We start from the raw sequence: 24,672 nt of genomic DNA, 5'->3' as shown, positions 1-24,672 counted from the left end.
AAGACCTTGAGCGGCTACTATCCATGATGGACAGTAGCCTCTTCTTGTTCGGTGATGGCAGAAGTCGGATGAGTAAAAGTTCTTTTATGCCGAATTCGATCTGTAATCCATAAAACAGCTGTGATCAGGCAAGGGTACAGCATAGCCCACCCAACAAAAGGAAAGACAACTGCCGTGGAGATGAAGGAAATCCAACTAATGGACACTCCCCAACGACTCCCGCGTAGGAGCTTAATCCCTGCTGCACAACCTCCTAGATAGGTCAGAATGAAGGTGGCGTTCGGGAATTGGATCAGGTTGGTGAGTGAAACTGCACCGCTACCGTACAACACCATAATGATCACGAAGCAGACACTAAGAAAAGCAATGCCCCCGATGGGTGTATGGAAACGTTGGGATAACATCCCCATCCAGCGAAAGGCCTGTCCTTGTCGGGATAAAGCATAAGCGACTCGTGAAGCGGCACCCACGTAAGCAATAATAGTAGCGGTGCAAATAAAGATACCCGTCAAGCCCGCAATGATCGCACCCCATGGACCGATAGCCCGACTAATCACCCATACGAGCGAAGCATCTGAACCCCCTGCAAGGTAACTTTGTGTGCCCACTGTAGCAAGCGCAGTAAGGAAATAAAGCAAACCGACAATGACAGCTGCAATGATCACACCTCTAACGGCAGACCGCTCGGGATTGGTAAATTCCTCTGACATATGAGACACGGCCTCCCAGCCGATAAAGCACCAGAACAGAATCGCAGCTGCTTGGCCGACAGAAAGCCAGCCATGTGGAACAAACGGCGTAAAGTGAACAGTTTTCATCTGAGGGAGTGCTGCGGCAATAGCGAATATCAGGACGGCAACGATGGCTATAACGACGGCAATCTGAATGCGTCCGGCAACCTTCATACCGATCCAGTTGATGATCAGGCCCACCGCCAGCATAGCAGCGGCCAACAGTATGCGACTTTCCTCTCCCCAGCCCATAGCTGTGGTCATATAGCCGGCTCCGGTAAGTGCGGCAACAGGCGCCCCAATTGGAACCGACATGAGAAAAAACCACCCGATATAAGCACCGGCACGTGGGGAAAAGGCCAACGTCACAAAATGCGATACCCCTCCGGCATTTGGAAATTTCGCAGATAGAAGCCCCATGGAAAGCGCCATTGGGAGAATAAGCAGGGTCATGAATCCCCATGCCAGCAACGATGCTGGGCCCGCCATTTGGGCGGCAAGGCCAGGCACAATCAATACCCCCGAACCCAGCACAGCTCCGATATAGAGCGCAATGGCCTGTGGAAGACCAATAGTGGATTGAAGTTTATTTTCATTCGTCATGCAGAAAAGCCTTCTTTCTCTTGTTATTTTCTCCAGCTTATCAGATAATCAATCTATCGGAAAAACAGAATATTACGATTGCTTGCATCGGAAAAATCGATTGAAGGAGCGGATTATGGAATCGCGGCATTTGTTTACTTTTTTAAATGTGGTGGAGGCAGGCAGTTTTACGCGAGCAGCGCGTATACTGGATTATGCGCAGTCAAGTATTACTGCTCAAATTCAAACACTGGAGACGGAATTGGGTACGCCGCTGTTTGATCGCATTGGCAAGAAAATCATGCTGACCGATGCCGGGCGACGCCTGCTGCCCTATGCGCAGGAAATTTCCAAGATGCATGCTATGGCTAAGGATGCGCTTCGTTCAGAAACAGAATTAACAGGGACGCTAAAAATAGGAGCACCAGAGTCTCTGGCTGCTTTTCGTTTGCCGAGTTTGATCCGTGAGTACAGAGAGCGGTACCCAAAGGTCAAAATTGTACTTAAGCCCGGCGAATGCTGGGAATTACGTGATTTGATCCGTTCCGGTGAACTGGATTTGGCTTTTTTGCTTCAACCTGAGACAGAGGATAGAGAACTGAATATCACCACGCTTATTCATGAGCCGATGGCGCTGGTTGCGCCTCTGAAGCATTCACTGGTTGCCTGTACACAGGTAGAGCCTGCCGACTTGAAGGACGAAACCATTTTGCATACGGAGGCTGGATGTACGTACCGAATCCTTTTTGAGCAGTATTTAAACAAACACGGTATTTTTGCAGACCCTAGTCTGGAATTTTGGAGCATTGAAGCCATCAAGCAATGCGTCATGGCTGGACTGGGTATTGCGCTGCTTCCGCTAGTTACGGTACAAAATGAGTTGCGAGAAGGGAAAATGGCACGTCTAGCCTGGGATGACAGTGAACAGCAGGTGGCTACTCAGGTCGCTTATCATACGAAAAAGTGGAAATCGCCAGCTCTCAGCGAATTTTTACAGATCGTTGAGCAGCATGTAACACATTGGCGTGCATGAGTTCAAGCCATGGCGGCATATGCTTATACAAATAATATTTTTTCCTTTTCGCCTATTCACTCAACATTCGCCCACAACCTGCATACATATGTATGGAATGATTGATTGTATGGAGGAGGTTCAAGAATGGCATTAAGTCATAAAAATCGTAGAGAGATTATTACCAAAGCGATCTGTGGTAAAGGTCGCAGATTCTCTACCGTAACCCATACCGTAACTCCGCCGAATAATCCGACCAGTATTTTGGGAGCATGGATTATCAACCACCAGTATGAAGCTGTGGCGGCTGGAGACGGCATTGAGGTCATCGGGACGTATGATATCAATATTTGGTATTCATACGATAAAAACTCGCAGACCGATGTGGCAAAGGAAACGGTGTCGTACGTAGAAAATGTGCCGCTCTCGTATCTTGATCCGAAGCACCGGGCGTCTACAGTGGAAGTATCCGCCGAAGCTACACAGGAGCCAAGTTGCGTTGAGGCCAGTGTGTCTTCTGGAGGTGGCAGCGTAATGATCCGGGTCGAGCGGGAATTTGCGGTGGAGCTGGTGGCGGAAACGAAGATTGTTGTAGAAGTATTCCCGTATGGCAGCAGTGACGATTTTGACAAGGACTTTGATTTTGGAGCGGAAGAGGGGGACTATGAGGAGCTCGACCCCGACCTCATTGACGACGAGCTCTGACAGGAGTGACCAAAAAGAGGGCCACTTTACTCTTTGCGCCGGCTGATATTGCGCAGGGGGCAAAGGCCCTCCTTTTTTGTCGTTTTGGATCGTTAAATTCCGTACGTAGAACGGTAAGGGGGAGTATGATGCGGCAACCGGGACAGGCGCTCAAACGCTTCAGAGAGATGACGGATGATGAAAAAATGCGCAGACTGGAGCGTTCAGGTATATCGGTTCGTTGGCTGGATGAGAGTACAGCAGATTTTGCGATCGGCTACGCGGTGCAAATCCATCAACTGCGGGGACTGGAAATCCGTAGACGTGCCCTCGAAGGTTCTACCAAAGTTAGCACATATGATTTGTCTGAACTAGATTCTCAATCCCCGCTCTATGTCCGGATGGAGCGGCTGGCTGTACGTGCGTTGTATACACTCGGTTTGGACAGTGGTGAGGTAGTGCTGACGCCGCTGGGAGAGCGCAATTGTCAGGTTCGCCAAGTCTTGGCACAGCCCTGGCTGAACGATAGACGTTTGGCCACGCTATACGAAGTTGCTGCTCGTGAAGAGGATGCTCCGGGAGAAGAACTTTCAGCAGAACGAGGGAGCGCGCGACTATTAATCGGAATGGACCCCGAATTTGTGCTGGTTCGTATGCCAGAGGGGAGGGTTGTTCCGGCTTCTAGATTTTTGGGTCGACTAGGCATAGCTGGCTGCGATGCCGTTACCCGCCGAGGGCGAACGCTGTATCCGGTCGCTGAGCTTCGTCCTGCCCCGAGCGAAGATCCGGCTCGTCTGCTGAGGCATCTGCGCCAAGCTTTTGCAACAGCAGCTCGACGTATTGACGACCGCACGCTTATCTGGCAGGCGGGCGGAATGCCGCAGCCAGGTTTTCCCCTGGGCGGACACCTGCATTTCAGCGGTGTTCCGCTAAATGGTGCCCTACTTAGGGCACTAGATAACTATTTGGCGTTGCCTCTGGCGCTGCTAGAAGATAAGCGCTCAGCTCGGCGCAGACCGCATTATGGCAATTTGGGCGATTTTCGCCGTCAGTCTTACGGAGGCTTTGAATATCGTACACTGCCTAGTTTTCTAATCTCGCCACAGCTGGCGAAAGGTGTGATTGGGATGGCGTTTCTGATCGCTTCCCAATATTCACGTTTGCAGCGTAGGCCGCTGGGAGAAGAAGAGGCTCACAGAGCTTTTTATGAAGGAAACCAGGTTGTACTTAGAGAGTATATGGAGCCAGTTATTTTAGATATGGTTTCACTAGAGATCTATTCTCAATATGAAGCTTATATAGCGCCGCTGCTGGATAGCCTTCGCCAAGGAAAACAATGGGATGAAACACGGGATTTGCGCCCGTACTGGAAGCTTTCGTAAAATCAGGTGTCAACACCCGAGAGGGTTTCATGTTATCGACTGTCATTTTTGATATAATGAAAGATAATTATAAGATTAACGGAACAAAGTGTGGGGGTTAGGTAACGGTATGTCTAAATATACACCGATGATCGAGCAATATTTATCTATAAAAGAGCAGGCTAAAGATGCATTTTTGTTTTTCCGCCTAGGGGATTTTTACGAGATGTTTTTTGATGATGCGATTCTTGCATCCAAGGAGCTGGAAATTACACTGACTGGTCGTGAGGGTGGCGTCGCGGAGAAAATTCCAATGTGCGGCGTGCCTTATCATTCAGCAGAAAATTACATACAACGCCTTATTGAGAAGGGTTATAAGGTGGCCATCTGTGAGCAAATGGAGGAAGCCTCAGCTACGAAGGGAATGGTGCGGCGGGATATCGTCCGTGTGGTGACCCCGGGTACGGTCATGGAGGGCAAAGTGCTGGGTGATAAATCCAACAACTACATGGTATGTGTCACAGAGACGGACGGGATGCTGGCGCTGGCGGCATGCGACTTGTCGACAGGTGAACTCTATGTGACTTCCGTACCTGATTCGAAAGAATGGCTATTAGATGAAATTAACATTTATGAGCCGTCCGAAATGTTGGGGGATGGTCATTTGCTCGATTTCGTGACCTCTCGTATGTCCCCTGTTGGACGGCGTGTTGTGTATACGGCCTGGGACAAATCTAAAGATGATCTGGTACGGGATCAATTCGGTGAAGCCACATGGGCAAGGCTTACGGAGGAACGCAGACGTTGCGTATCGCGCCTGATTGCCTACTTAAATGAAACGCAAAAAAGATCGTTAGGTCAACTGACTCAAATCTCGGTCTATGAGCCCAATCATTTTATGATTCTCGATCCATTTACCCGCCGGAATCTGGAACTGGTGGAGACGGTGCGTGAACGCTCCAAGAAAGGCTCGCTGCTGTGGCTGTTGGATCGGACAGAGACATCCATGGGCGCACGTTTGTTGCGTCGCTGGATCGACAAGCCGTTATTGAGCAGCAATTTAATTGAGGAACGGTTAGAAGCGGTAGACAAGCTATATCACCAGTTTATTTTCCGCGAGGATGTACGTGCTCAGCTTAAAGAGATTTACGACCTGGAGCGTTTGGTAGGACGGATCGCTTTTGGTAGTGCTAATGCACGAGATTTGATCGCTCTCAAGCTGTCTCTGGCTCAAATTCCGTCTTTACGCGAGCTGTGCGCTGAATCTCCATCGAATACGCTGAGACGGATTGCACAAACATTGGACAGCTGTACAGACCTGTGTACGCTGATTGAGGAAGCAGTGGCCGATGAACCCCCGATTTCCGTAAGAGATGGAGGGCTTATAAAGGAAGGTTACCATCAGCGTCTGGACGAACTGCGTGAAGCGAGTGTGAACGGTAAGCGTTGGATCGCTGAGCTGGAGGCCAAGGAACGTGTAGCAACCGGCATTCGGTCGCTCAAAATCGGATACAACAAAGTGTTTGGTTATTACATCGAGGTGACCAAATCCAATTTGGCTTCATTACCGGAAGGTCGATATGAACGCAAACAGACGTTGGCGAATGCAGAACGGTATATCACACCGGAATTGAAGGAAAAGGAATCGCTGATTCTGGAAGCTGAGGATAAAATGGTGGATCTGGAGTACACGCTTTTCTCCGAGCTTCGCGGTAAACTGAACGCTGAAATTCCCCGTTTGCAAAAGCTGGCAGAGCAAGTTGCTGAAATCGACGTGTATCAGTCGCTGGCAACGGTTAGCGCGGAACGTGGATTCGTGAAACCTGAGCTGACAACAGGATATGATTTTGTAGTGGAACAGGGACGGCACCCCGTAGTGGAGGCCGTAATGAAAGATGGTGGCTTTATCGCCAACAACACAGTGTTGGAAGAAGCCGATGCGCATATTCTACTCATCACCGGTCCGAATATGGCTGGGAAAAGTACGTATATGCGTCAGGTTGCCCTCATTGCGATTATGGCTCAAATTGGCTGCTTTGTCCCGGCTGCACGTGCTAAAGTGCCGATGCTGGATCGCATTTTCACACGGATCGGTGCTGCGGATGATCTCATCGGCGGGCAGAGTACGTTTATGGTCGAAATGGCGGATATTCAAGTCATGACGGACAAGGCAACTCCGCGAAGCTTGATTATTATTGATGAACTGGGACGAGGGACGTCCACCAGCGAAGGGATGGCAATTGCACAAGCGGTCATCGAATTTGTGCATGATACGATTGGTTGTAAGGCGCTGGTATCTACGCATTTCCATGAGCTGGCCCATTTGGAGCAAGGTCTGTCTTCGCTGCGAAATTACTCCATGGCTGTGCAGGAAAGCGGCGATAAGGTGAATTTCCTGCGCAAGCTCATACCAGGCGCGGCGAGTAGTAGCTATGGTATTTATTGTGCCCGGCTTGCAGGTTTGCCTAATAACATTATTGAGCGAGCGAATGGTCTGCTATATGGTTTTGAACAGGCGGCAGCTCAAGTAACGGCGGGCACGGAGGCAGTAGGGGGAGCGAAGGAAGGGACTGATCTTCGTACAGCGTCAGGGACAGAAGAGATTTCTCCAATGACCACAAAATATGTAGGCCAGACATTGTCAGCGAACGGAGATACAGCACCACAAGTCCAGTCTGGATCACAGCAAGCCACCCTGGTAAAAGAAGATACTTTACAGATTGTGGAAGATTCAGGTGAGTTGGAGCGATCAGCTTCTGACGTGGTACAGCTGTCCATTTTCGGAGAGCAGGATCTTGCTCCCTCCAAGCCACACCCAGAGACGGTAGAAGCTAATCCGATCGTGCGCCAAATTTTGCGGAAGGTGAAAAATGCTGATGTCATGAACATGACACCCTTACAGGCAATGCAATTGTTAAATGAATTAAAAAATAAAGCCAATGGTCTGTAATTAAAAATATTAGGCATTATTATTTTGCTTATTTTTCATCACACTTTGAAGTCAGGAGGAGGTTAAAAGGATGTCTAAAATTCGAGTGCTAGATGAGCATATTGCGAACCAGATTGCTGCCGGTGAGGTCGTAGAACGTCCAGCCTCCGTCGTGAAGGAACTGGTGGAAAATGCGATTGATGCGGGCGGTACACGAGTAGACGTATGGGTAGAAGAGGGCGGCCTGCAAAGTATTCGGGTGACGGATAATGGCAGTGGGATAGAGCCTGAAGACGTGGAAACGGCATTTTATCGGCACGCGACAAGCAAAATCGGACATGGCCGCGACCTATTCCAAATCACAAGTCTCGGCTTCCGGGGAGAGGCATTGCCCAGTATAGCGGCTGTATCGAAAGTAGAGCTGCTCACAGCAGCAGGAGATGACGGCCGTGCCCGTAAACTGGTGATTGAGGGCGGTAAACTGGTACTTCACGAGGATGCTGCTGGTAGGCAGGGGACGGATTTTACCGTACGCGATCTGTTTTATAATACACCTGCACGGCTAAAATATATGAAAACAATCCAGACGGAGTTGGGGCACATTTCGGATGTATTGTACCGAATGGCGCTTTCGCACCCGGAAGTGGCCTTCACATTGCGGCATAATGGCAATACATTGCTGCAAACGCTGGGAAATGGCGATTTGCTCCAAGTGATAGCTGCTATTTACGGAACTTCTGCGGCAAAATCAATGTTGATGGTGGAAGGAGAGAGTCTTGATTACCGAATTAGCGGCTATGTTAGTCGCCCGGAGTGGACCAGATCGAATCGAAATGCAATTTCGACAGTAGTGAATGGACGATTTGTGCGAAGCTATGGGCTCAATCAGGCACTGCTCAAGGCGTATCATACTTTGTTGCCGATCAATCGTTATCCGCTGGCTGTGATCCAACTGGACATGCATCCTTCTTTGGTGGATGTTAACGTCCATCCAGCCAAGCTGGAGGTGAGGTTCAGTAAAGAAGCTGAACTGTTTCAGTTGGTTGAAGATTCGGTAAAAGCTGTTTTAGGGCAGCAAGTGCTGATTCCGAAGGCAGTTAAACGCGAAATTGGCGGTAAGGATAGTGGCTCGTTTGTGCAGGAGCAGTTTCATTTCTCGAAAGGAAATGGTGCAGAAGTAGATGCTTCTTCGGATAATGGTCATAATCGAACGCTACCTCTTTCTATGGCTTCGCCGCAGGTCCAGGAATCGACACAATCCAATCACTTGACCAGTAATGAAGAGAAGAAGAAGATTAGCCAGGAGCGTGAGCAACATCCGAGTAGGGAGAGGAGCCATTCAGTCAATGGACAGGCAAACACTCTCGCTCGTCAAAGTATCAGTGATGACGAACTGGATGCAGATTTTGTGGAAGAAAACAACGGGAGTGATGATAGAGGGAGCGTGTCACTTCCTGATGGGACGACTACACGGATATCCACAGGAGATCATGCCGAAACAGATGTCTCTTCCTCGTACAGCGAAGGGATACAGGAAACGGCTGCTTCTGCTGCTTACCGTTCTTCTGTTTCACCCATTGCAGACAACACTACTAAATCCACGGATCAGAAGCCGCACCAGGAACGTCTGAATACAGATCAATTAGCAGCGTTGTCGGGGGCAGTCCCTGAGGTGCCTACTTTTCCTGAGCTGAATTTAATCGGTCAGCACCATGGAACCTATCTGATTGCACAGAACGACCAGGGCTTGTATTTAATTGATCAGCATGCCGCCCATGAACGGGTCAATTACGAATTTTATTACGAAAAATTTGGCAATCCTGAATCAGTATCACAGGAGTTGTTACTGCCAATTACATTGGAATTTACGCCTTCCGAAACGGAAAAATTGAAAACAAGGTTGCATTGGTTTGAACAGGCGGGGGTGTATTTGGAACATTTTGGCGGGCAAACCTTCCGTGTCAGCTCATATCCGTACTGGCTCCCCAAAGGAGAAGAAGCGGATGTCATTGAGGAAATGGCTGGATGGGTGCTGGAGGAAAAAGCCATTGATCTAGCTAAACTGCGGGAGGCAGCCTCAATCATGTGCTCCTGCCGGGCTTCGATTAAAGCAAATCAGAAGCTGACTGACCGACAGGCCGTCGTGCTGTTAGAACGTTTGGCAGCCTGCAAACAACCCTATACCTGCCCCCATGGGCGCCCCATCGTTGTTTCCTTTTCCACATATGATTTGGAGAAGCTGTTTAAAAGAGTAATGTAAGGGAGTATAAATATGTTGCAGGATTGGGAAAAACGTGAAGAAGAAAAGCAGATGATGCTTCGTGAGAAACAAGCTGAATTACTGGTCACGACAGGAGATTCTCCCTCGGACGAGGTTGTGGAGCGCGCGAAGCTGCTTGCAGCCGAGCTTGGGGTGCTGTACGCCCCACGTCGTGGCATATCAGTAGCTAAGCTAATCGCTGCTCACAGAGTCCGTCAGGCTCTGGTGCTGGTGCAGGGTGGGGTGAGGCTGATTAGTCCGGAACAACCACCGATGGTTTTTCATCCAAGCATGGGATTCATTCGAGCCAAAAGGGTATTAAAGGGCGAGGCTGATCCGATGTTGACGGCTGCCCGACTTACCCCGGGTGATACCGTGCTGGATTGCACGGCCGGGCTAGGTACGGATTCACTTTTATTTTCCATTGGAACGGGAAGTTCTGGACAAGTCACAGCTGTGGAGAGTTCGTTCCCTGTCTATGCATTAATCAAGGATGGGATGAGACATTACCGTTCCGGTAATGCTGCAGTAGATAGAGCCTTTTCCGACATTGACGTTCGTTTTGGTCATCATCTGGACTATTTGCGTAGTTTGCCGAACCGCAGTGTAGATATTATTTATTTTGACCCGATGTTCCGTGATCCGTTGCTTGATTCCAGTGCAATCGGTCCATTGAGAGGATTGGCCAATCCAGATGCATTGAATGAAGAAAGTATTGCTCATGCGAAAAGGGTTGCACGAAAAACAATTGTATTGAAAGAAAAAAGGGGTAGCGGAGAGTTTGCCCGCCTCGGCTTCCGTGTGGAGCAACGGGGCACAACGAAAACAGTGTACGGAGTGATTGATATTGACAGTGGCATCTAAGCCTAAACTACTTGTTCTTGTTGGCCCGACTGCGGTTGGCAAGACGAAACTAAGCATCGAAATGGCTCGACAATTTGACGCGGAAATTATTTCCGGGGATTCCATGCAGGTATACCGTCATATGGACATTGGAACTGCCAAAATTTCCAAACAGGAAATGAAAGGAATCAAGCACCATTTAATCGATATTCATGAGCCTGAATACCCATATTCAGTAGCCCAATTTCAGGAAGACTGTCGTCGTCTCATACCTGATATTCAATCTAGAGGAAAGCTACCTTTCATCGTAGGCGGAACGGGTTTGTATGTAGAATCGGTTTGCTATGAATACCAGTTTTCTGAGGTAGGGGCAGATGAAGCTTTTCGTCAGGAACAGCTTGACTATGCTGATCAGTATGGAGCCGACGCGCTTCATGCGCGACTACAGGCAGTTGATCCCGAAAGTGCACTTCGTCTGCACCCAAATGATCGTCGTCGAGTCGTGAGAGCACTGGAAATTTACCATGTTAGCGGAACAACACTTAGCTCTCAACTTGCCAGTCAAAAAAAGGAATCTCCCTACCAACTCTGCATCGTAGGTTTGACAATGGATAGGCAAATGCTATATAAACGTATTGAAGACCGAATTGACGGGATGCTCGATCAAGGGCTTGTTGCTGAGGTAACCTCCTTAATGGAACGGGGAGTGCGAAGCGATGCCATCTCCATGCAAGGTCTAGGCTATAAAGAGATATCCTCCTACCTGCGGGGAGAGGTGTCTTTGGAGGAGGCGGTGACTTGGCTAAAACGGGATACGCGTCATTTTGCGAAGCGACAGCTCTCGTGGTTTCGCCATATGAAGGATATCCAGTGGGTAGATGTCACTGATTTCGAAAATTTTTCTGCTCATGCAGCCCGAATACACGAAATTATAGCAGGAAAGTTCCGGACAGACCTTGAATATACTTCAAAACAATCCAAATGATTATTGGGGGTACGGCTAAAATGAACAAGTCTATTAATATCCAAGATACGTTTCTGAACCAATTGCGCAAGGATTCTATACCTGTGACGGTATACCTCATCAATGGATTTCAGGTGCGAGGAACGATTAAAGCATTTGACAATTTTACAATCGTTATTGATTCGGATGGGAAGCAACAGCTGATCTACAAGCATGCTATCTCCACCTTCACACCGCAACGCAACGTATCGCTTGTACAACAAGATAACGCTAGCGATAACTGATTACGGCTGGACGGCCGCCCGGGTAATGAAACTTTTCAGGCGTCCGTCTCGTCTAACTGTATAGGAATGTGACCGGGAGCAACCTGATCAGGGTTGTTCTTTTCATTCCGTTTACTTTCATGCTGCCGACAGCTAGCTTTAAGCTTACGCTCGGCGACATTATGATTATTCGCGAAAGGGAGTCAGGGGAATGCCAAACGATTCATTGTCCAGATCCGGCAATCGCAATAGAAACACATCTAAAGAGAAGCCGAAGGGCAAGAAAAAGAAAATAACAGGTAAGCGAGTTGGGTGGACGCTGTTTATTACAGCAGCATTAGCCATATTTTGCGCACTTGGTGGTTATTTATTTGTCATGGTTAATGGCGAAAAAATCTACAAAGCCAACAAGGACAAAATTACTGTGAACGAGACATCAAAGGTTTATGACCGCAACGGTGTGCTCATGGGTGAGCTGTCTGTGCAAAAAAGTGATCCTGTGAAAAGTGAAGAAATTCCACCGTTGCTCAAAAAAGCTTTTATCGCAACCGAGGATAAGCGTTTTATGGAGCATCAGGGAGTTGATATTTGGTCTATCGGTCGGGCGGCAGTGAAGGATATCGTTGCTCGTTCTGCGGTGGAGGGCGGTAGTACGCTGACTCAGCAGTTGGCCAAAAACTTGTTTTTGACACGTGACAAAACCTTTTTCCGTAAAGCGACAGAGGTATCCATCGCAATGGCGCTGGAGCGGAATTTGACTAAAGATGAAATTATTACGCTATATCTGAATCGGATATGGTTTGGACGCTCATATTCTGGAATAAAGGCAGCGTCGGAAGGCTATTTTGGAGTGTCAAACCTAAACGAATTAAAGTTGTGGCAAGTCGCTACACTGGCGGCTATTCCGAAAGGACCCTCCAAGTATAATCCGATCAGTAACCCGGAAAACTCAAAGGCCCGGCGTGCTGTGGTTCTCCAGCTGATGTTTGAGCAGGGAATGATTGGCAAGCAGGAAATGGAAGAAGCCAAAGCTATAAATTACGATTACAAACAACCGGAAAAAGTACAAAAGTATCAAAATTTTATGGAATATGTCATGGATGAGGCAGAGGATGCCTTGCCAGGAGTCAGCGGCAATGATCTGATTATTGGCGGTTATAAAATTCATACGACAATGGATGCTCAGGCTCAAAATGCGTTGGATCAAGCGATGGCGGATGATGATATGTTCGAAAAAAGTCCCGACGATCAGCCTGTCCAAGCCTCAATGGTTATTATCAATAACCAGACAGGTGGTATTGCCGCGATGGCACCCGGACGGGATTACAAAAAGGGAACCTTTAATCGTGCGACGCAGAGCCGCAGACAGCCAGGATCGGCCTTTAAGCCGATTGTAGCCTATGCGCCAGCTCTTGAATCCGGTAAATTTACGATAGATACTCCTTTGAGTAACGAACGGCAGAGTTTTAACGGATACAGTCCGAAAAACTTGCATGGTTACTCTTCCACCATCAGCATGATGGATGCCATTACGAAGTCTGAAAATATACCACCTGTATGGTTGTTGAACCAAATCGGTGTGGAAAAAGGGGTTCAATTCGCCGAGAGCGTAGGCATACCGATGGACAAAAATGATCACTCGCTTGCTATCGCATTGGGGGGATTAAGCAAAGGAACAAATACTCTTGAAATGGCGCAGGCTTATAGCGCTTTTGCCAATAAAGGACAATTCCAAAAAGCTTACTCCATTAAGCAAATTAACAATAGTGATGATCAAGTGGTTTATACTCATAATGAGGAATCCAAATCTGTTATGAGTGAGAAAACGGCTTATGAAATGACAAAAATGATGCAAAATGTGGTCAATAGCGGTACAGGTCGCAAAGCACGTATCGACTGGCCTGTAGCTGGTAAAACGGGTACGACCCAAAGTGGAATCAGCGGCAACAGTGGTAACCGGGACATTTGGTTTGTCGGTTATACGCCGGAATATACCGGAGCGGTATGGATGGGGTATGACAAGCCAGATAGCAAGCATATGTTGAGAAACTACAGCGGCCAGTCGGCAGCCTTCTTCGGAAGGGTTATGGGTGAAGCACTCAAGGGACACCCAGTGACGCAATTTAGCGAGCCGAAGGGATATGAACCACCCGTTGAGGAGAAGCCAGAAGAGCCAGTTCAGGCCACCGCTCCAAGCGGACTGAGCGGGTCGTATAGTCAGGATACCCAAATTGTATCGTTGTCTTGGAATGCGGCAGAGGGAGACAATGTACAATACCGTGTTTATCGTAAAGAGTCTTCCGAAGGAAGCTTCCGGACGATTATGGAGGCGATGAGAGGCACGAGTGGTGAAGATACGTCTCCTGTAGCTGGAAAGACGTATCAATACTATGTCGTAGCTTATGGAGCGGATGGTAAAGAATCCGCAGCTTCCAACACGATTAGCGTAGAAATTCCAGCAGAAACTACTCCGATAGATCCGCAGCCAGGAAACGATCCTAATCAGGATGGAACCGTACCGGATAATGGCGAGAATATAGACGGTCAGAATGGCACGGACCAGGGGAATACACTTCCTGGAGGCACCGATAACGGTACTGGTTCTGAACAAGTTCCAACGTCTCCTGGAGTTAACAATGGAAATGGTACTGGAGGTACAGGAAACAGTAACGACAATTTTGGTAACGGAAACGATACAAATCAGGGGAATGGTCAGACGACTACACCGGATTCAGGTATAACTGATGAAAATACTATGACCAATTCAGAAAATACAGATGCATCTACCACAGGTGCTATAATGGATGGAAATCAGGAAGGCAAATCCAACGGTCATTCCAACTTCAATCGTGGACGTCACAACCGGGATTAGCAAGTATGTTTTATGTAAGATGATATTGGTTTTAAATCAAAGGTATTTTCGGACTGTTTTGACAGTCTGAAAATACCTTTTTTGCTGTAATACAGGGGTTATTTTTGAGTGTATAGTTTAAATATGGTAAGCTGGTTTTACCAATGTTGGAGAGGAACATCATTTATGAAGCGCAAATTCGGAGACCGGGCCAACTGGCGAAGAATCACCAATCGCAAGTTTGCTTGCCGGTATGTAGAAAGTGATGCGTTTACAGGATATGTGACCCTGTATACTATTTTGAGTCTCAAGGAGCCATTATGGAAAAGTTATGGTGGTCATACGTTTTGCATAGCCGATAAAGGTTATTCCTGGTTGCAATATTATCCCAAAGGTAAGCATTATGTGGTGACTGCTATGTTTGACAATCGAGAGCAAATCGTCGAATGGTACATTGATACCTGCCGAAATCAAGGAGTAACCGATCAAGGAGTTCCTTGGTTTGATGATTTGTATTTGGATGTGGTCGTGCTTAAAAACGGTGAAATCTTTCTGGTGGATGAGGATGAGCTGGAGGAGGCGCTACAACGGGGGCATATTTCTACGCAAGAAGCAGAATTGGCTAACCGAACAGCGGCTGACCTGCTACATCAGATCGATGCTCACATGTTCCCCTATTTTAAAATGTCGCTGAAACACCGGGCAGAATGGTTTCATAACGGTGATTTCAAGAGAGAACGGTGAAATTTTTGCAGTGGATTAAAAGTACTGGGACCCAACGCCATGAGCCAAAAAACAGGCAAAGTCGCAATGGGAAAATATTTATGGTATCGAAGCGTCTCATACTTGGTTTGATGATTTTCATTTTGGTCGGATTGGTATGGGCAGGTATCCGAGTATGGAATATGAATACAGCTGCCTCTACCACTCCGCTTCAGCATGCACAAATTGGTATCGTACTAGGTGCCTCTATGTGGGGAGCTGAGCCCAGTCCTGGTTTAAAAGAGAGATTAGAAGAAGCCTTGCGGTTATATCGTAACGGGATGGTGCAGCGACTAATTGTAAGTGGAGGACTGGATCAACCTGATTTTCCGTATACGGAGGCCGAGGGGATGCAACGCTACTTGGTAGATAGAGGAGTCCCTGTACAGCATATTGTGTTAGAAAACCAGGCAACCAGTACTTACGAAAATTTGCTCTACAGCCAGCGTATCATGAAGGAATATGGCTGGCACTCCACCGTAATCATCACACATAGCTATCACGGTCCTCGCGCGTTGGAGATTGCTCAATTTTTGAATTTTGATCATCCCCAGCTGGCTCTGACCGAATCCAAAGTGCTGAATATGCCAATTCATCAATCAAGAGAAGTATTGGCTTACGCAAAATGGACGCTACAACGGTGGTGGATCAGTGCTCAAATTTGGATTGCCTGAATTGAGGGAAGGCTTTGTACGCGTTCTCGTTGCTTTTATGCTAATAAGGACATGCTGGACCGAATACATTAATAGGGTAAGCTGTGCCTGAAGAAATGTTGAGGTGATGGATGCATGAACGGACGGGGAATCGCCGCGGGCAAGCGGTCGGAGGAGAGACCTTCCAGACAAATCAATGTCGTGCTGCGTAGCCCGGAGCCGATCGCTTCGGTGACTGTGGACGAGACGGAAGCAGTGGCTTCGACCAAGTCGCAGGCGCTACCGCAGTATCTCAGTCTTTATCAGGAAATTCAGAAAGAACTCGATCATCTCGTCGGCTTGGATAACATCAAAGAACTGGTATTTGAGGTATATGCCTTTTTGCAAATCGCCCACATGCGCACTGATGCGGGTCTGTTGAGCAACGCACACGTATATCACATGATTTTTAAAGGAAATCCAGGTACGGGGAAAACGACAGTAGCCCGCATTATCGCTAAAATGTTGCAAAAAATGGGGGTACTGAGCAAGGGCCATCTGATTGAGGTGGAGAGAGCGGATCTGGTAGGTGAGTATATCGGCCACACCGCACAAAAAACGCGGGACCTGGTAAAGAAATCTCTTGGCGGCGTGTTGTTCATTGATGAGGCTTACAGTTTAGCACGTGGAGGGGAAAAGGATTTCGGAAAAGAAGCGATTGATACCCTGGTAAAGGCCATGGAAGACCAAAAAAACCAATTTATTTTGATCCTCGCAGGGTATTCGGGAGAAATGGACTTTTTTTTACGGACAAATCCTGGTCTTCCCTCTCGTTTTCCAATCCAACTGGATTTTCCTGACTACACTGTGGATCAACTCATTCAAATTTCGGAGATGATGGCTAAGGAACGGGATTATATTCTCATGCCTCAGTCTATACTCAAAATGAAGGAGCATTTGCTAAATGAGCGGAATGACAGTCTCCATGCATTTAGTAATGCACGTTATGTTCGTAATGTGATTGAAAAAGCGATTCGGCACCAAGCCGTCAGGCTGCTTAATCAATACAGGAGTGGGCAACCCGGCAAGCAGGAATTGATGACGTTGCGACCAGAGGATTTGAAAATGGACAAAAGATAGGCGATAATAGGAATCTGAATCATATCGAATTGTATGACATCGAACGAGGGCCGGCCTGACATCAGGTCGGTTTCTGTTCGAGAGTTGACATGAAAATAAAGGAGCAAACAATATGGCGAACTCCACTCATGATACACAAACCGAAATGCAGGATAAGGCGGTACTGGTCAGTCTAATTACGGATGAAGTCAAACGATCTGGCATCAATACGGAATATTCGTTGGAAGAACTGGTGAAGCTGGCTGAAACAGCGGGAGTTGAAGTGCTGAGCGTCCTCACACAGAATAGGGAATCCAAGGACTCAAAATGGTTTATTGGCAAAGGAAAAGTAGATGAATTGCGTGCAGTTGCTGAAGAATTGGGAGCGAATACAGCTATTTTTGATCAGGAGCTATCGGGAGCTCAAGTACGAAATCTTGAAGAGAGCCTGGATCTCAAAATAATTGACCGGACACAGTTAATTCTGGACATTTTTGCTCAGCGTGCAAAGACACGGGAAGGTATTATCCAGGTTGAACTGGCGCAGTTGTCATACTTACTCCCTCGACTGTCTGGACACGGTAAAAATCTTTCGCGGCTCGGTGGCGGAATCGGAACACGTGGTCCTGGTGAAAGCAAGCTAGAGACGGATCGTCGTCACATTCGTGACCGAATCAGTGATCTGAAACGCCAACTTGAGGAAGTGACGCGTCATCGGTATTTACACAGGGAGCGTAGACAAAAGGCTGGCATCGTGCAGGTGGCACTCGTTGGCTATACAAATGCCGGCAAATCAACACTGTTGAAGCAACTGACAGCTGCCGATGTATATATTGAGAACCAATTATTTGCGACGCTTGATCCTACCTCTAGAACAATGGAACTGCCGAGTGGAAAAGAAGTTATTCTCACAGATACAGTAGGATTTATTCAAAATTTGCCTCATGATTTGGTAGCCTCTTTCCGGGCCACTTTGGAGGAGGTCAATGAGGCTCATCTCATTTTACATGTCGTGGACGCCTCCTCAGACATGCGTGACGAACAAATGAAAGTTGTAGAGTCAATCCTGCAACAGCTTGGGGCTGCGGACAAGCCTCAGATCGTATTGTTTAACAAAAAAGATGCTTGCACCCCTGAGCAATTGGAAATGCTCCCTTCTGGGGAAGGCTATTTGAAAATCAGTGCTTTTGATGAAGCAGATTTGCTACGCATTCGCGAACTGGTTCAGGAGCATCTGAGCGGTGACACACTGAGATTTCGTATTCCTGCGGAACGTGGGGATTTAACATCGGTGCTTTATCGAATTGGAGATGTACTGCTGACAGAGTATGATGGCAATGATGTCATTTATGAGGTAGAAATTCAAAGAGGAGAATACGAAAAGTATGGTCATGCGCTTAGTGAGTTCACAGAAAGTTAACATCTAATGATGTTTTTGGGTCCATAAGATGATAATGCTCATCGTTCGAATTGAATAACAATATAACATGATTAGCCTAAGGCTGCGGAAGAGAGAGGGTCAAGAAGGTAAATGGTAGTTTTTAGTCCGGAAATTCAGCAAATTCAGGAATTAGTAGAACTTAAAATACAAGAACGTATCCAGCACATAGATCATATTGTGGATGCAAATCAGTGGAAGGTCATTCAGGCCTTCCAGCGCAAGCAAGTGAGCGATTTTCATTTTGCAGGTTCAACGGGATATGCTTACAATGACCGGGGGCGTGAAGTGCTGGAAGAGGTCTATGCAGATGTGTTCGGTGCGGAGGCAGCGTTGGTGCGTCCGCATTTTGCCTCGGGAACGCATACCATCGCTACGGCTTTATTTGGTGTGCTGCGTCCAGGGGATGAGTTGTTATACATTACAGGGCGACCTTATGATACCTTACACAAAGTGATTGGTAAGCCTGGCGATGGAACAGGATCATTGCAGGACTTTGGTGTTACTTATGGAGAGACAGCGCTGACAGCAGAAGGTAAGGTGGACTGGAAAGCGGTGGAGTCCGCAATCCATGCGAACACCAAAGTGATCGGTATCCAGCGCTCACGCGGCTATGATTGGAGAGCTTCCTTTAGTGTGGCAGATATTGAAGAAATGACGGCACGAGTGAAGAAGATAAAGCCTGATGTTATTGTCTTTGTGGACAATTGCTACGGGGAATTTACTGAGAAGCTGGAACCTACCCAGGTCGGTGTCGATTTGATGGCAGGTTCGTTGATTAAAAATCCTGGTGGAGGTATTGCAGAAACGGGTGGATATATCTGCGGTAAACATCAATATGTAGAGCTGGCATCCTACCGATTAACAGCACCTGGTATTGGTGGAGAAGTAGGAGCCATGCTAGGCACTACACGGGGCATATACCAGGGGCTATTCCTTGCTCCTACATTGGTGGGGCAAGCGGTTAAAGGAAGCATATTCGCTGCTGCAGTCTTTGAAGAAATGGGGTTTGAGACCAAACCTGCTTGGCATGAAGAGCGTACGGATTTGATTCAGGCCATTTCTTTTAGCGGACCAGAACATCTAATTGCTTTTGTACAGGGCATTCAGCGCGCAGCCGCCGTGGATAGCCATGTGGTGCCAGAGCCGTGGGATATGCCGGGTTATGAGCATCCGGTTATTATGGCCGCAGGTACGTTTATACAAGGTGGAAGCTTGGAACTATCCGCAGATGCTCCGATTCGGGAGCCTTATATTGGTTACATGCAAGGGGGCTTAACCTACTCTCATGTCAAATATGGAGTACTTATGGCTCTGCAAACGATGAAAGAACGTAAATTATTGTGAGTTTTTCTAACATATCATTGACACTTTGCATCAGCTAAATGTACAATAAGGTGAATAATAGATCACTGGAAGGTTGATGACAAATGGGCGACGAAATTCGCAGAAATATGGCCTTATTTCCAATAGGTATTGTCATGAAGCTAACGGACTTGTCAGCACGTCAGATTCGTTATTATGAGCAGCATAATTTGATAGTTCCTGCCCGTACATCAGGTAACCAACGTCTTTTTTCATTCAATGACGTAGAGCGTCTGCTTGAAATTAAGGCGTTGATCGAAAAGGGTGTTAACATTGCAGGAATTAAACAAGTCATGAATCCGGTTACCAAGGAATCGGAGGAAGCTACAGTTATTACTGCAGATACGGAAGTCAAACGCCGTGAAATGTCCGATACTCAGCTTCATCGTTTGTTGAAACAACAACTTGTTGCAGGCAAAAGACCAGGACAGGTATCTTTGATCCAAGGCGAATTATCACGATTTTTCAACAATAGATAATGCTTGGACTTACCTTTTGGCATAAGGTTATTTTACTTAAAAACGGTCTCATCATTTAAGTCTTTTATGTCATTTATGATACAGCCGATTTGCATATAGTCGTTACAGAAAGGGAGAGGTTAGTGTGAGTTATACCAGAGAAGATATCATTAGGATTGCGGAAGAAGAAAATGTTCGTTTTATTCGTTTGCAGTTCACAGATTTGCTGGGTACCATTAAGAACGTTGAAATTCCGGTTAGCCAGCTGGAAAAAGCGTTAGATAACAAAATGATGTTTGACGGTTCTTCGATAGAAGGCTACGTACGCATCGAAGAATCTGACATGTACTTATATCCGGATTTGGATACCTGGGTTGTTTTCCCTTGGGTAACTTCGGATCGTGTAGCTCGTTTGATCTGCGATATTTACAAGCCAGACGGCTCTCCATTTGCAGGTGACCCGCGGGGAATCTTGAAACGTGTACTTAAAGAAGCCGAAGAACTGGGCTACACTTCGATGAATGTCGGACCAGAACCTGAATTCTTCTTGTTCAAAACCGATGAAAAAGGCGACCCGACCACAGAACTGAATGACCAAGGTGGATATTTTGACCTGGCTCCAATGGATCTGGGTGAGAACTGCCGTCGTGAAATTGTTCTTAAGCTTGAAGAAATGGGCTTCGAAATTGAAGCATCCCACCATGAGGTTGCACCTGGTCAGCATGAGATTGACTTTAAATATGCAGATGCAGTTAAGGCTGCCGATCAGATTCAAACATTCAAGCTTGTTGTTAAGACAATTGCTCGTCAGCATGGTTTGCATGCAACCTTTATGCCAAAACCTTTGTTCGGCGTGAATGGTTCCGGTATGCACTGCAACCAATCGTTGTTTAAGGACAATGAAAACGTATTTTATGATGAGACGGATGAACTCGGATTAAGCCAGACAGCTCGCCACTATATGGCAGGTATTCTTAAACATGCACGTGCAATGGCAGCGATCACGAATCCAACAGTAAATTCCTACAAACGTCTCGTACCAGGTTATGAAGCGCCTTGTTATGTCGCTTGGTCTGCAAGCAATCGGAGTCCGATGATTCGGATCCCCGCATCTCGTGGCCTGAGCACTCGCGTTGAAGTTCGGAACCCTGACCCGGCAGCGAATCCTTATCTAGCCCTGGCCGTAATGCTGAGAGCAGGTTTGGATGGTATCAAACGTCAGATGGCTCTGCCAGCCCCAATTGATCGCAACATCTACGTGATGTCCGAGGAAGAGCGAATTGAAGAAGGCATTCCAAGTCTGCCTGCAGACCTGAAAGAAGCTTTGTCTGAGCTTATTCGGAGCGAGGTTATCTCTGATGCACTGGGTGATCATGCTCTGGCTTACTTCTATGAGCTCAAGGAAATTGAATGGGATATGTATCGCACCCAAGTACATCAATGGGAACGTGATCAATATCTGACGCTTTACTAAAATGTGGAATCCCTTGGCGCTCTAAGCGTTGAGGGATTTTTTGTTTTGTGGGTAATGCATCATTTTCTTGGACTACGTAGTACTCCCCCACAATACGAAGTAGACTGGGAAGAATACAAACGCGAGCAGGGCGCGAAGAAGTGTTTAGAAACAAAAAAAGAAAAGTGTGAAATCTATGAAGCCAGTTATGGAACTGCTACTACATTCGCTGGTCGAGCTCTGAAGTTTAAGGAAGTGCGCTTACAGTAAGATAACCAAAAGTCCACATGCTAAGAAGAAGAACCCAAAGAGAATAGATACAGAGCCCCTAAATTTCATGTCATCAATGTAAGCATCGCTTGGTTCTGAGTCACCTTTGATCTTCCAGGCTTCGTTTGCACGCCATCCCCAAGTGGGATTTCGTTTACTTAAAATACCAAGCGAGAAAAAAATAATAGCAATAAGAATAAGCATGATCCCCATTTGATCACCCTCCTTTGGGTAAATTATACCAAAAATGAACGACAGATAGAAAGCATTGTCCCCAAGAGCAGATGAAACAAAAATAAGAGGGCTTTGCCCTCCATGTTACGGTAGTATTTTAATCTGAATAAGCAACAGCATTAAAGCTTTCCATTCCTATTCGGGTAGCATCTGCTGTGCAAAATATATATAAGGTATATACCAATTCATTGGATGGTGGTAGAGGGATATTGTAATCGGATGCATTGATGGTGACAACTTGTACAGCGTTTGGGTTTACTTCGGAGACACTCACGGAGTAAAGGGCGTAAGCAACGAGCGAATCGACATCGCCTCTAACAATGGAAAAAGAAATTACGGAGTCAAATGGTGGAGTGGTAGGAAATGCAAGCTCGGCTATCCCTGTTAATTGTACACGCATGTTTTCCCCTGCACCCGTTACTTCTAAACCAAGCTCCGCGATGGCAACAGCAGTATTGGCTGGCAAGGGAATTGAGATCGTATTACCGTAACTTGCGTTTTGAGATGTTCGAGCATCTAACAATCTAGTCATGTTCTCATCTCCTTTTTGATAGTTTATGCAGAACATATTCATTGTTGAGGGCAGTGAGAATAAACATATTTTAGCCTATAGGGAGTAAAGAAGGAGAAAACAGCCTTATACAATGTTCATCGAAACAATCGTTGTAATGCTGCCGGATACAAAGGTTTCTTCCTCTGTGAAAATGTTGATTTCGATTTTAAAAAATACTCCACGGATGAAAAAAAAGGCGGGTACGCATTCGGGCACCCTACTTACAGTAGTGCGGAAAGGAATTTTTAATTGTATACGCCCGTAAAATGTTCTTTTATGCTGCAAAGAGTGGATGGGGCCAAGATGGCGGATGAGTGTGGAAAAACATGTAAATTAAGATGGGGAGCAACGACCATTCAATATGCTACAGGATTGGACGGAATTACAATGTCACTGAAAATCTGGAGCAAGCCTATTACGAGCATTTGGAAAATGAGATTGATTACGAAACTGTATCGTGCTGTTAAGATGGATGCGATGAGTGCGAGTAGCTGGATGACCATGTCTATAAAACATACCGTGAGTTAATCAACGACGGCAGAGAATTTCCTAAGCTTCTGGTTTTTGATCTCTAAGGAGGAACATCAATGACAGAACAGAGTTTCCGTTTTTATGAAAGTTAATCATATTGAGATTCATCGTGTTGGTAGAGTTGCCGTGCTTGCTTATAGTGACGAGACTTATAAAATGTACGTAAATCAACTCCAAAAGATAGCGGAGGGCACCCCATGGTAAGAGCCTATACCTCTATACTATGCGCTGTACCGTTATATGTGGGTGTAGTAAGTATAGATAGGTGAGGATTAAATATGGTAGATAACAACGATAAAAAAAGTAAGCACCTATGAAAAAAAAGTGCTTACTTTAGGGTTAATTTTATTATTAAGGGAACATTTTGTAAATGTAGCCTTGATATAATGGGCATACTTTATTGTTGCCTTTTTGTTGCCATTTATATAAAGAAATATTCCCTCCAAAGCCTCCTGTCATGTAAAATTTTTGAGTTGGAACTGTCGATTTCATATCCTCTTTAACCGTTGCACCTCTGATGCCACTTACCCATTTTTTGTTCCCTTGAGGCGGTGTATATGGTGACTCAGAAGAAATATTTGCTGAAGTTGGGACTGGTTCTGCAAAACTTAAAGACGGTACAGACAATGCCCCAAGAAGAACGGTGCCAGCAGCCAAAGCGATAATAGATTTTTTCAAAAGTAAAGCCTCCTTAGTTTGTTTATCTTCGTATGCAAACTATGGTGGTAAGGTAATTATAGTGCTTAGATTTACATTCATCTGCCAAAAATAACGATTTCACCAAATAATCACATCATATAAAGAAATGATAAATGATAAATGATGAATGATGAATGATGAATGATGAATGATGAATGACAGTATACTGACTTAATTGGTGTAATAAAAAATTACGAATACTCACTTCAACAGTTGGAAAACCGAATGACTACATATGATTTGCTTTCGGCGGAAGGATCGGTTGTCAAACGAGTTTCTGGTCAAGAACTGACAGCAGATGTGACAGCCAACACCGCTCTAGTTAAAGACCAGCGCTAAAGACATACCGGGTATTTAAGCTACTACATTCGCGGATAAGCGGCGCAGAGCAATTGCGAACATAGCAAACAGTTTGAAGATCAATTGCACCTTAGATTTTGTCACGACCGACTATGGACGGGGACGAAACGAGGAAGGTGAAATTGGACTAAAAATGCAGAAGTAAATAAGATCGTAAAGGCTTAAGCCTTTGCGGTCATATTTGTATTGTCTAAAGTTCTAGACTGTAAAACAAAGTAATAGTCTGACGATGCTTCATTAAGCTATACCAGCTAATAGCTTGTCAAGATTACCAGTAAAGTGATTCTAAATCATGTGGTATAGTTAAAATGAGCATGC

21 protein-coding genes and 1 pseudogene are annotated in these 24,672 nt (G+C 46.3%); 18 read left to right on the top strand and 4 right to left on the bottom strand.

Annotated elements, in window-relative coordinates; translation table 11 throughout:
* Positions 1-17: 17 nt before the first annotated feature.
* Entirely contained in the window at positions 18-1,334 is a 1,317-nt protein-coding gene (locus tag HFD99_RS00110; RefSeq protein ID WP_017427608.1) for an amino acid permease, read from the bottom strand.
* A 115-nt stretch (positions 1,335-1,449) separates the two neighbouring features.
* Here HFD99_RS00110 and HFD99_RS00105 point away from each other — a divergent pair, with 115 nt between their 5' ends.
* The 16 genes from HFD99_RS00105 (at position 1,450) to glnA (ending at position 21,728) form a co-directional block, all read left to right on the top strand.
* Positions 1,450-2,346, top strand: coding sequence for a LysR family transcriptional regulator (locus tag HFD99_RS00105; protein ID WP_025365075.1), 897 nt, complete (start codon positions 1,450-1,452; stop codon positions 2,344-2,346).
* 126 nt (positions 2,347-2,472) lie between these two features.
* Entirely contained in the window at positions 2,473-3,030 is a 558-nt protein-coding gene (locus HFD99_RS00100; RefSeq protein ID WP_013371552.1) for an outer spore coat protein CotE, read from the top strand.
* A 125-nt stretch (positions 3,031-3,155) separates the two neighbouring features.
* Positions 3,156-4,391, top strand: coding sequence for a putative amidoligase domain-containing protein (locus HFD99_RS00095; protein ID WP_123797319.1), 1,236 nt, complete (start codon positions 3,156-3,158; stop codon positions 4,389-4,391).
* 109 nt (positions 4,392-4,500) lie between these two features.
* A complete protein-coding gene (gene mutS / locus HFD99_RS00090) occupies positions 4,501-7,320 on the top strand; it encodes a DNA mismatch repair protein MutS (protein WP_167440712.1) in 2,820 nt (939 codons plus the stop codon).
* Between the two features lie 70 nt (positions 7,321-7,390).
* Positions 7,391-9,559: a DNA mismatch repair endonuclease MutL gene (gene mutL / locus HFD99_RS00085; protein WP_039276085.1), complete on the top strand. Its 2,169-nt coding sequence runs from the start codon at positions 7,391-7,393 to the stop codon at positions 9,557-9,559.
* Between the two features lie 12 nt (positions 9,560-9,571).
* A complete protein-coding gene (locus HFD99_RS00080) occupies positions 9,572-10,423 on the top strand; it encodes a class I SAM-dependent methyltransferase (RefSeq protein WP_019687796.1) in 852 nt (283 codons plus the stop codon).
* Positions 10,407-11,387, top strand: a complete 981-nt coding sequence (gene miaA / locus HFD99_RS00075) for a tRNA (adenosine(37)-N6)-dimethylallyltransferase MiaA (protein ID WP_117289586.1) — start codon at positions 10,407-10,409, stop codon at positions 11,385-11,387. The genes HFD99_RS00080 and miaA overlap by 17 nt, the downstream gene beginning before the upstream one ends.
* A 20-nt stretch (positions 11,388-11,407) precedes the next feature.
* A complete protein-coding gene (gene hfq, locus HFD99_RS00070) occupies positions 11,408-11,650 on the top strand; it encodes an RNA chaperone Hfq (RefSeq protein ID WP_013371546.1) in 243 nt (80 codons plus the stop codon).
* Positions 11,651-11,840: 190 nt separating this feature from the next.
* Positions 11,841-14,501 carry a PBP1A family penicillin-binding protein gene (locus tag HFD99_RS00065; RefSeq protein ID WP_123797318.1) on the top strand — a complete coding sequence of 887 codons (2,661 nt, stop codon included), beginning with the start codon at positions 11,841-11,843 and terminating at the stop codon, positions 14,499-14,501.
* 165 nt (positions 14,502-14,666) lie between these two features.
* Positions 14,667-15,224, top strand: coding sequence for a DUF402 domain-containing protein (locus HFD99_RS00060; RefSeq protein ID WP_013371544.1), 558 nt, complete (start codon positions 14,667-14,669; stop codon positions 15,222-15,224).
* On the top strand, positions 15,221-15,916 hold the full coding sequence (locus HFD99_RS00055; protein WP_123797317.1) for a YdcF family protein: 696 nt from the start codon (positions 15,221-15,223) through the stop codon (positions 15,914-15,916). Before HFD99_RS00060 ends, HFD99_RS00055 begins: the two co-directional genes overlap by 4 nt.
* Before the next feature lie 114 nt (positions 15,917-16,030).
* Positions 16,031-17,014 carry an AAA family ATPase gene (locus HFD99_RS00050; RefSeq protein WP_016822094.1) on the top strand — a complete coding sequence of 328 codons (984 nt, stop codon included), beginning with the start codon at positions 16,031-16,033 and terminating at the stop codon, positions 17,012-17,014.
* 112 nt (positions 17,015-17,126) lie between these two features.
* Positions 17,127-18,413, top strand: a complete 1,287-nt coding sequence (gene hflX, locus HFD99_RS00045) for a GTPase HflX (RefSeq protein ID WP_123797316.1) — start codon at positions 17,127-17,129, stop codon at positions 18,411-18,413.
* Positions 18,414-18,524: 111 nt separating this feature from the next.
* Positions 18,525-19,778 carry a methionine gamma-lyase family protein gene (locus tag HFD99_RS00040; protein WP_031461616.1) on the top strand — a complete coding sequence of 418 codons (1,254 nt, stop codon included), beginning with the start codon at positions 18,525-18,527 and terminating at the stop codon, positions 19,776-19,778.
* Between the two features lie 83 nt (positions 19,779-19,861).
* On the top strand, positions 19,862-20,275 hold the full coding sequence (locus HFD99_RS00035; protein ID WP_016822092.1) for a MerR family transcriptional regulator: 414 nt from the start codon (positions 19,862-19,864) through the stop codon (positions 20,273-20,275).
* Between the two features lie 124 nt (positions 20,276-20,399).
* Positions 20,400-21,728, top strand: coding sequence for a type I glutamate--ammonia ligase (gene glnA, locus HFD99_RS00030; protein WP_016822091.1), 1,329 nt, complete (start codon positions 20,400-20,402; stop codon positions 21,726-21,728).
* Between the two features lie 240 nt (positions 21,729-21,968).
* On the opposite strand, the gene HFD99_RS00025 is transcribed toward glnA, so the two are convergent.
* Positions 21,969-22,190: a DUF6199 family natural product biosynthesis protein gene (locus HFD99_RS00025; protein ID WP_016821990.1), complete on the bottom strand. Its 222-nt coding sequence runs from the start codon at positions 22,188-22,190 to the stop codon at positions 21,969-21,971.
* Between the two features lie 118 nt (positions 22,191-22,308).
* A complete protein-coding gene (locus tag HFD99_RS00020) occupies positions 22,309-22,743 on the bottom strand; it encodes a hypothetical protein (RefSeq protein ID WP_025365068.1) in 435 nt (144 codons plus the stop codon).
* 297 nt (positions 22,744-23,040) lie between these two features.
* Here HFD99_RS00020 and HFD99_RS00015 point away from each other — a divergent pair, with 297 nt between their 5' ends.
* Complete coding sequence (locus tag HFD99_RS00015) at positions 23,041-23,292, top strand: hypothetical protein (protein WP_123797315.1); 252 nt, start codon at positions 23,041-23,043, stop codon at positions 23,290-23,292.
* A gap of 354 nt (positions 23,293-23,646) precedes the next feature.
* Here HFD99_RS00015 and HFD99_RS00010 read toward each other — a convergent pair whose 3' ends face one another.
* The gene (locus tag HFD99_RS00010; protein WP_031461613.1) at positions 23,647-23,973 is read right to left on the bottom strand and encodes a hypothetical protein; all 327 of its coding nucleotides are present in this window, start codon (positions 23,971-23,973) and stop codon (positions 23,647-23,649) included.
* Positions 23,974-24,153: 180 nt separating this feature from the next.
* Here HFD99_RS00010 and HFD99_RS26030 point away from each other — a divergent pair.
* Positions 24,154-24,499: pseudogene (locus HFD99_RS26030) on the top strand (hypothetical protein); the annotation flags it as partial.
* Between the last annotated feature and the right edge of the window lie 173 nt (positions 24,500-24,672).

The sequence above is a fragment of the Paenibacillus sp. EKM301P genome (genome assembly GCF_011800295.1).
In the GTDB taxonomy this organism is placed as follows: Bacteria; Bacillota; Bacilli; order Paenibacillales; family Paenibacillaceae; genus Paenibacillus; species Paenibacillus polymyxa.
This window is presented reverse-complemented; position numbering and strand designations above follow the sequence as displayed.

What these genes read in the sequence shown, in the direction of transcription:
- HFD99_RS00035 (WP_016822092.1), top strand. Translation starts at nt 19,862, where the DNA reads ATGGGCGACGAAATTCGCAGAAATATGGCCTTATTTCCAATAGGTATT.
- HFD99_RS00100 (WP_013371552.1), top strand. Translation starts at nt 2,473, where the DNA reads ATGGCATTAAGTCATAAAAATCGTAGAGAGATTATTACCAAAGCGATC.
- mutS (WP_167440712.1), top strand. Translation starts at nt 4,501, where the DNA reads ATGTCTAAATATACACCGATGATCGAGCAATATTTATCTATAAAAGAG.
- mutL (WP_039276085.1), top strand. Translation starts at nt 7,391, where the DNA reads ATGTCTAAAATTCGAGTGCTAGATGAGCATATTGCGAACCAGATTGCT.
- HFD99_RS00110 (WP_017427608.1), bottom strand. Translation starts at nt 1,334, where the DNA reads ATGACGAATGAAAATAAACTTCAATCCACTATTGGTCTTCCACAGGCC.
- HFD99_RS00105 (WP_025365075.1), top strand. Translation starts at nt 1,450, where the DNA reads ATGGAATCGCGGCATTTGTTTACTTTTTTAAATGTGGTGGAGGCAGGC.
- hfq (WP_013371546.1), top strand. Translation starts at nt 11,408, where the DNA reads ATGAACAAGTCTATTAATATCCAAGATACGTTTCTGAACCAATTGCGC.
- hflX (WP_123797316.1), top strand. Translation starts at nt 17,127, where the DNA reads ATGGCGAACTCCACTCATGATACACAAACCGAAATGCAGGATAAGGCG.
- HFD99_RS00050 (WP_016822094.1), top strand. Translation starts at nt 16,031, where the DNA reads ATGAACGGACGGGGAATCGCCGCGGGCAAGCGGTCGGAGGAGAGACCT.
- HFD99_RS00020 (WP_025365068.1), bottom strand. Translation starts at nt 22,743, where the DNA reads ATGACTAGATTGTTAGATGCTCGAACATCTCAAAACGCAAGTTACGGT.
- HFD99_RS00040 (WP_031461616.1), top strand. Translation starts at nt 18,525, where the DNA reads ATGGTAGTTTTTAGTCCGGAAATTCAGCAAATTCAGGAATTAGTAGAA.
- HFD99_RS00095 (WP_123797319.1), top strand. Translation starts at nt 3,156, where the DNA reads ATGATGCGGCAACCGGGACAGGCGCTCAAACGCTTCAGAGAGATGACG.
- HFD99_RS00065 (WP_123797318.1), top strand. Translation starts at nt 11,841, where the DNA reads ATGCCAAACGATTCATTGTCCAGATCCGGCAATCGCAATAGAAACACA.
- HFD99_RS00060 (WP_013371544.1), top strand. Translation starts at nt 14,667, where the DNA reads ATGAAGCGCAAATTCGGAGACCGGGCCAACTGGCGAAGAATCACCAAT.
- HFD99_RS00015 (WP_123797315.1), top strand. Translation starts at nt 23,041, where the DNA reads ATGCTGCAAAGAGTGGATGGGGCCAAGATGGCGGATGAGTGTGGAAAA.
- HFD99_RS00025 (WP_016821990.1), bottom strand. Translation starts at nt 22,190, where the DNA reads ATGGGGATCATGCTTATTCTTATTGCTATTATTTTTTTCTCGCTTGGT.
- HFD99_RS00080 (WP_019687796.1), top strand. Translation starts at nt 9,572, where the DNA reads ATGTTGCAGGATTGGGAAAAACGTGAAGAAGAAAAGCAGATGATGCTT.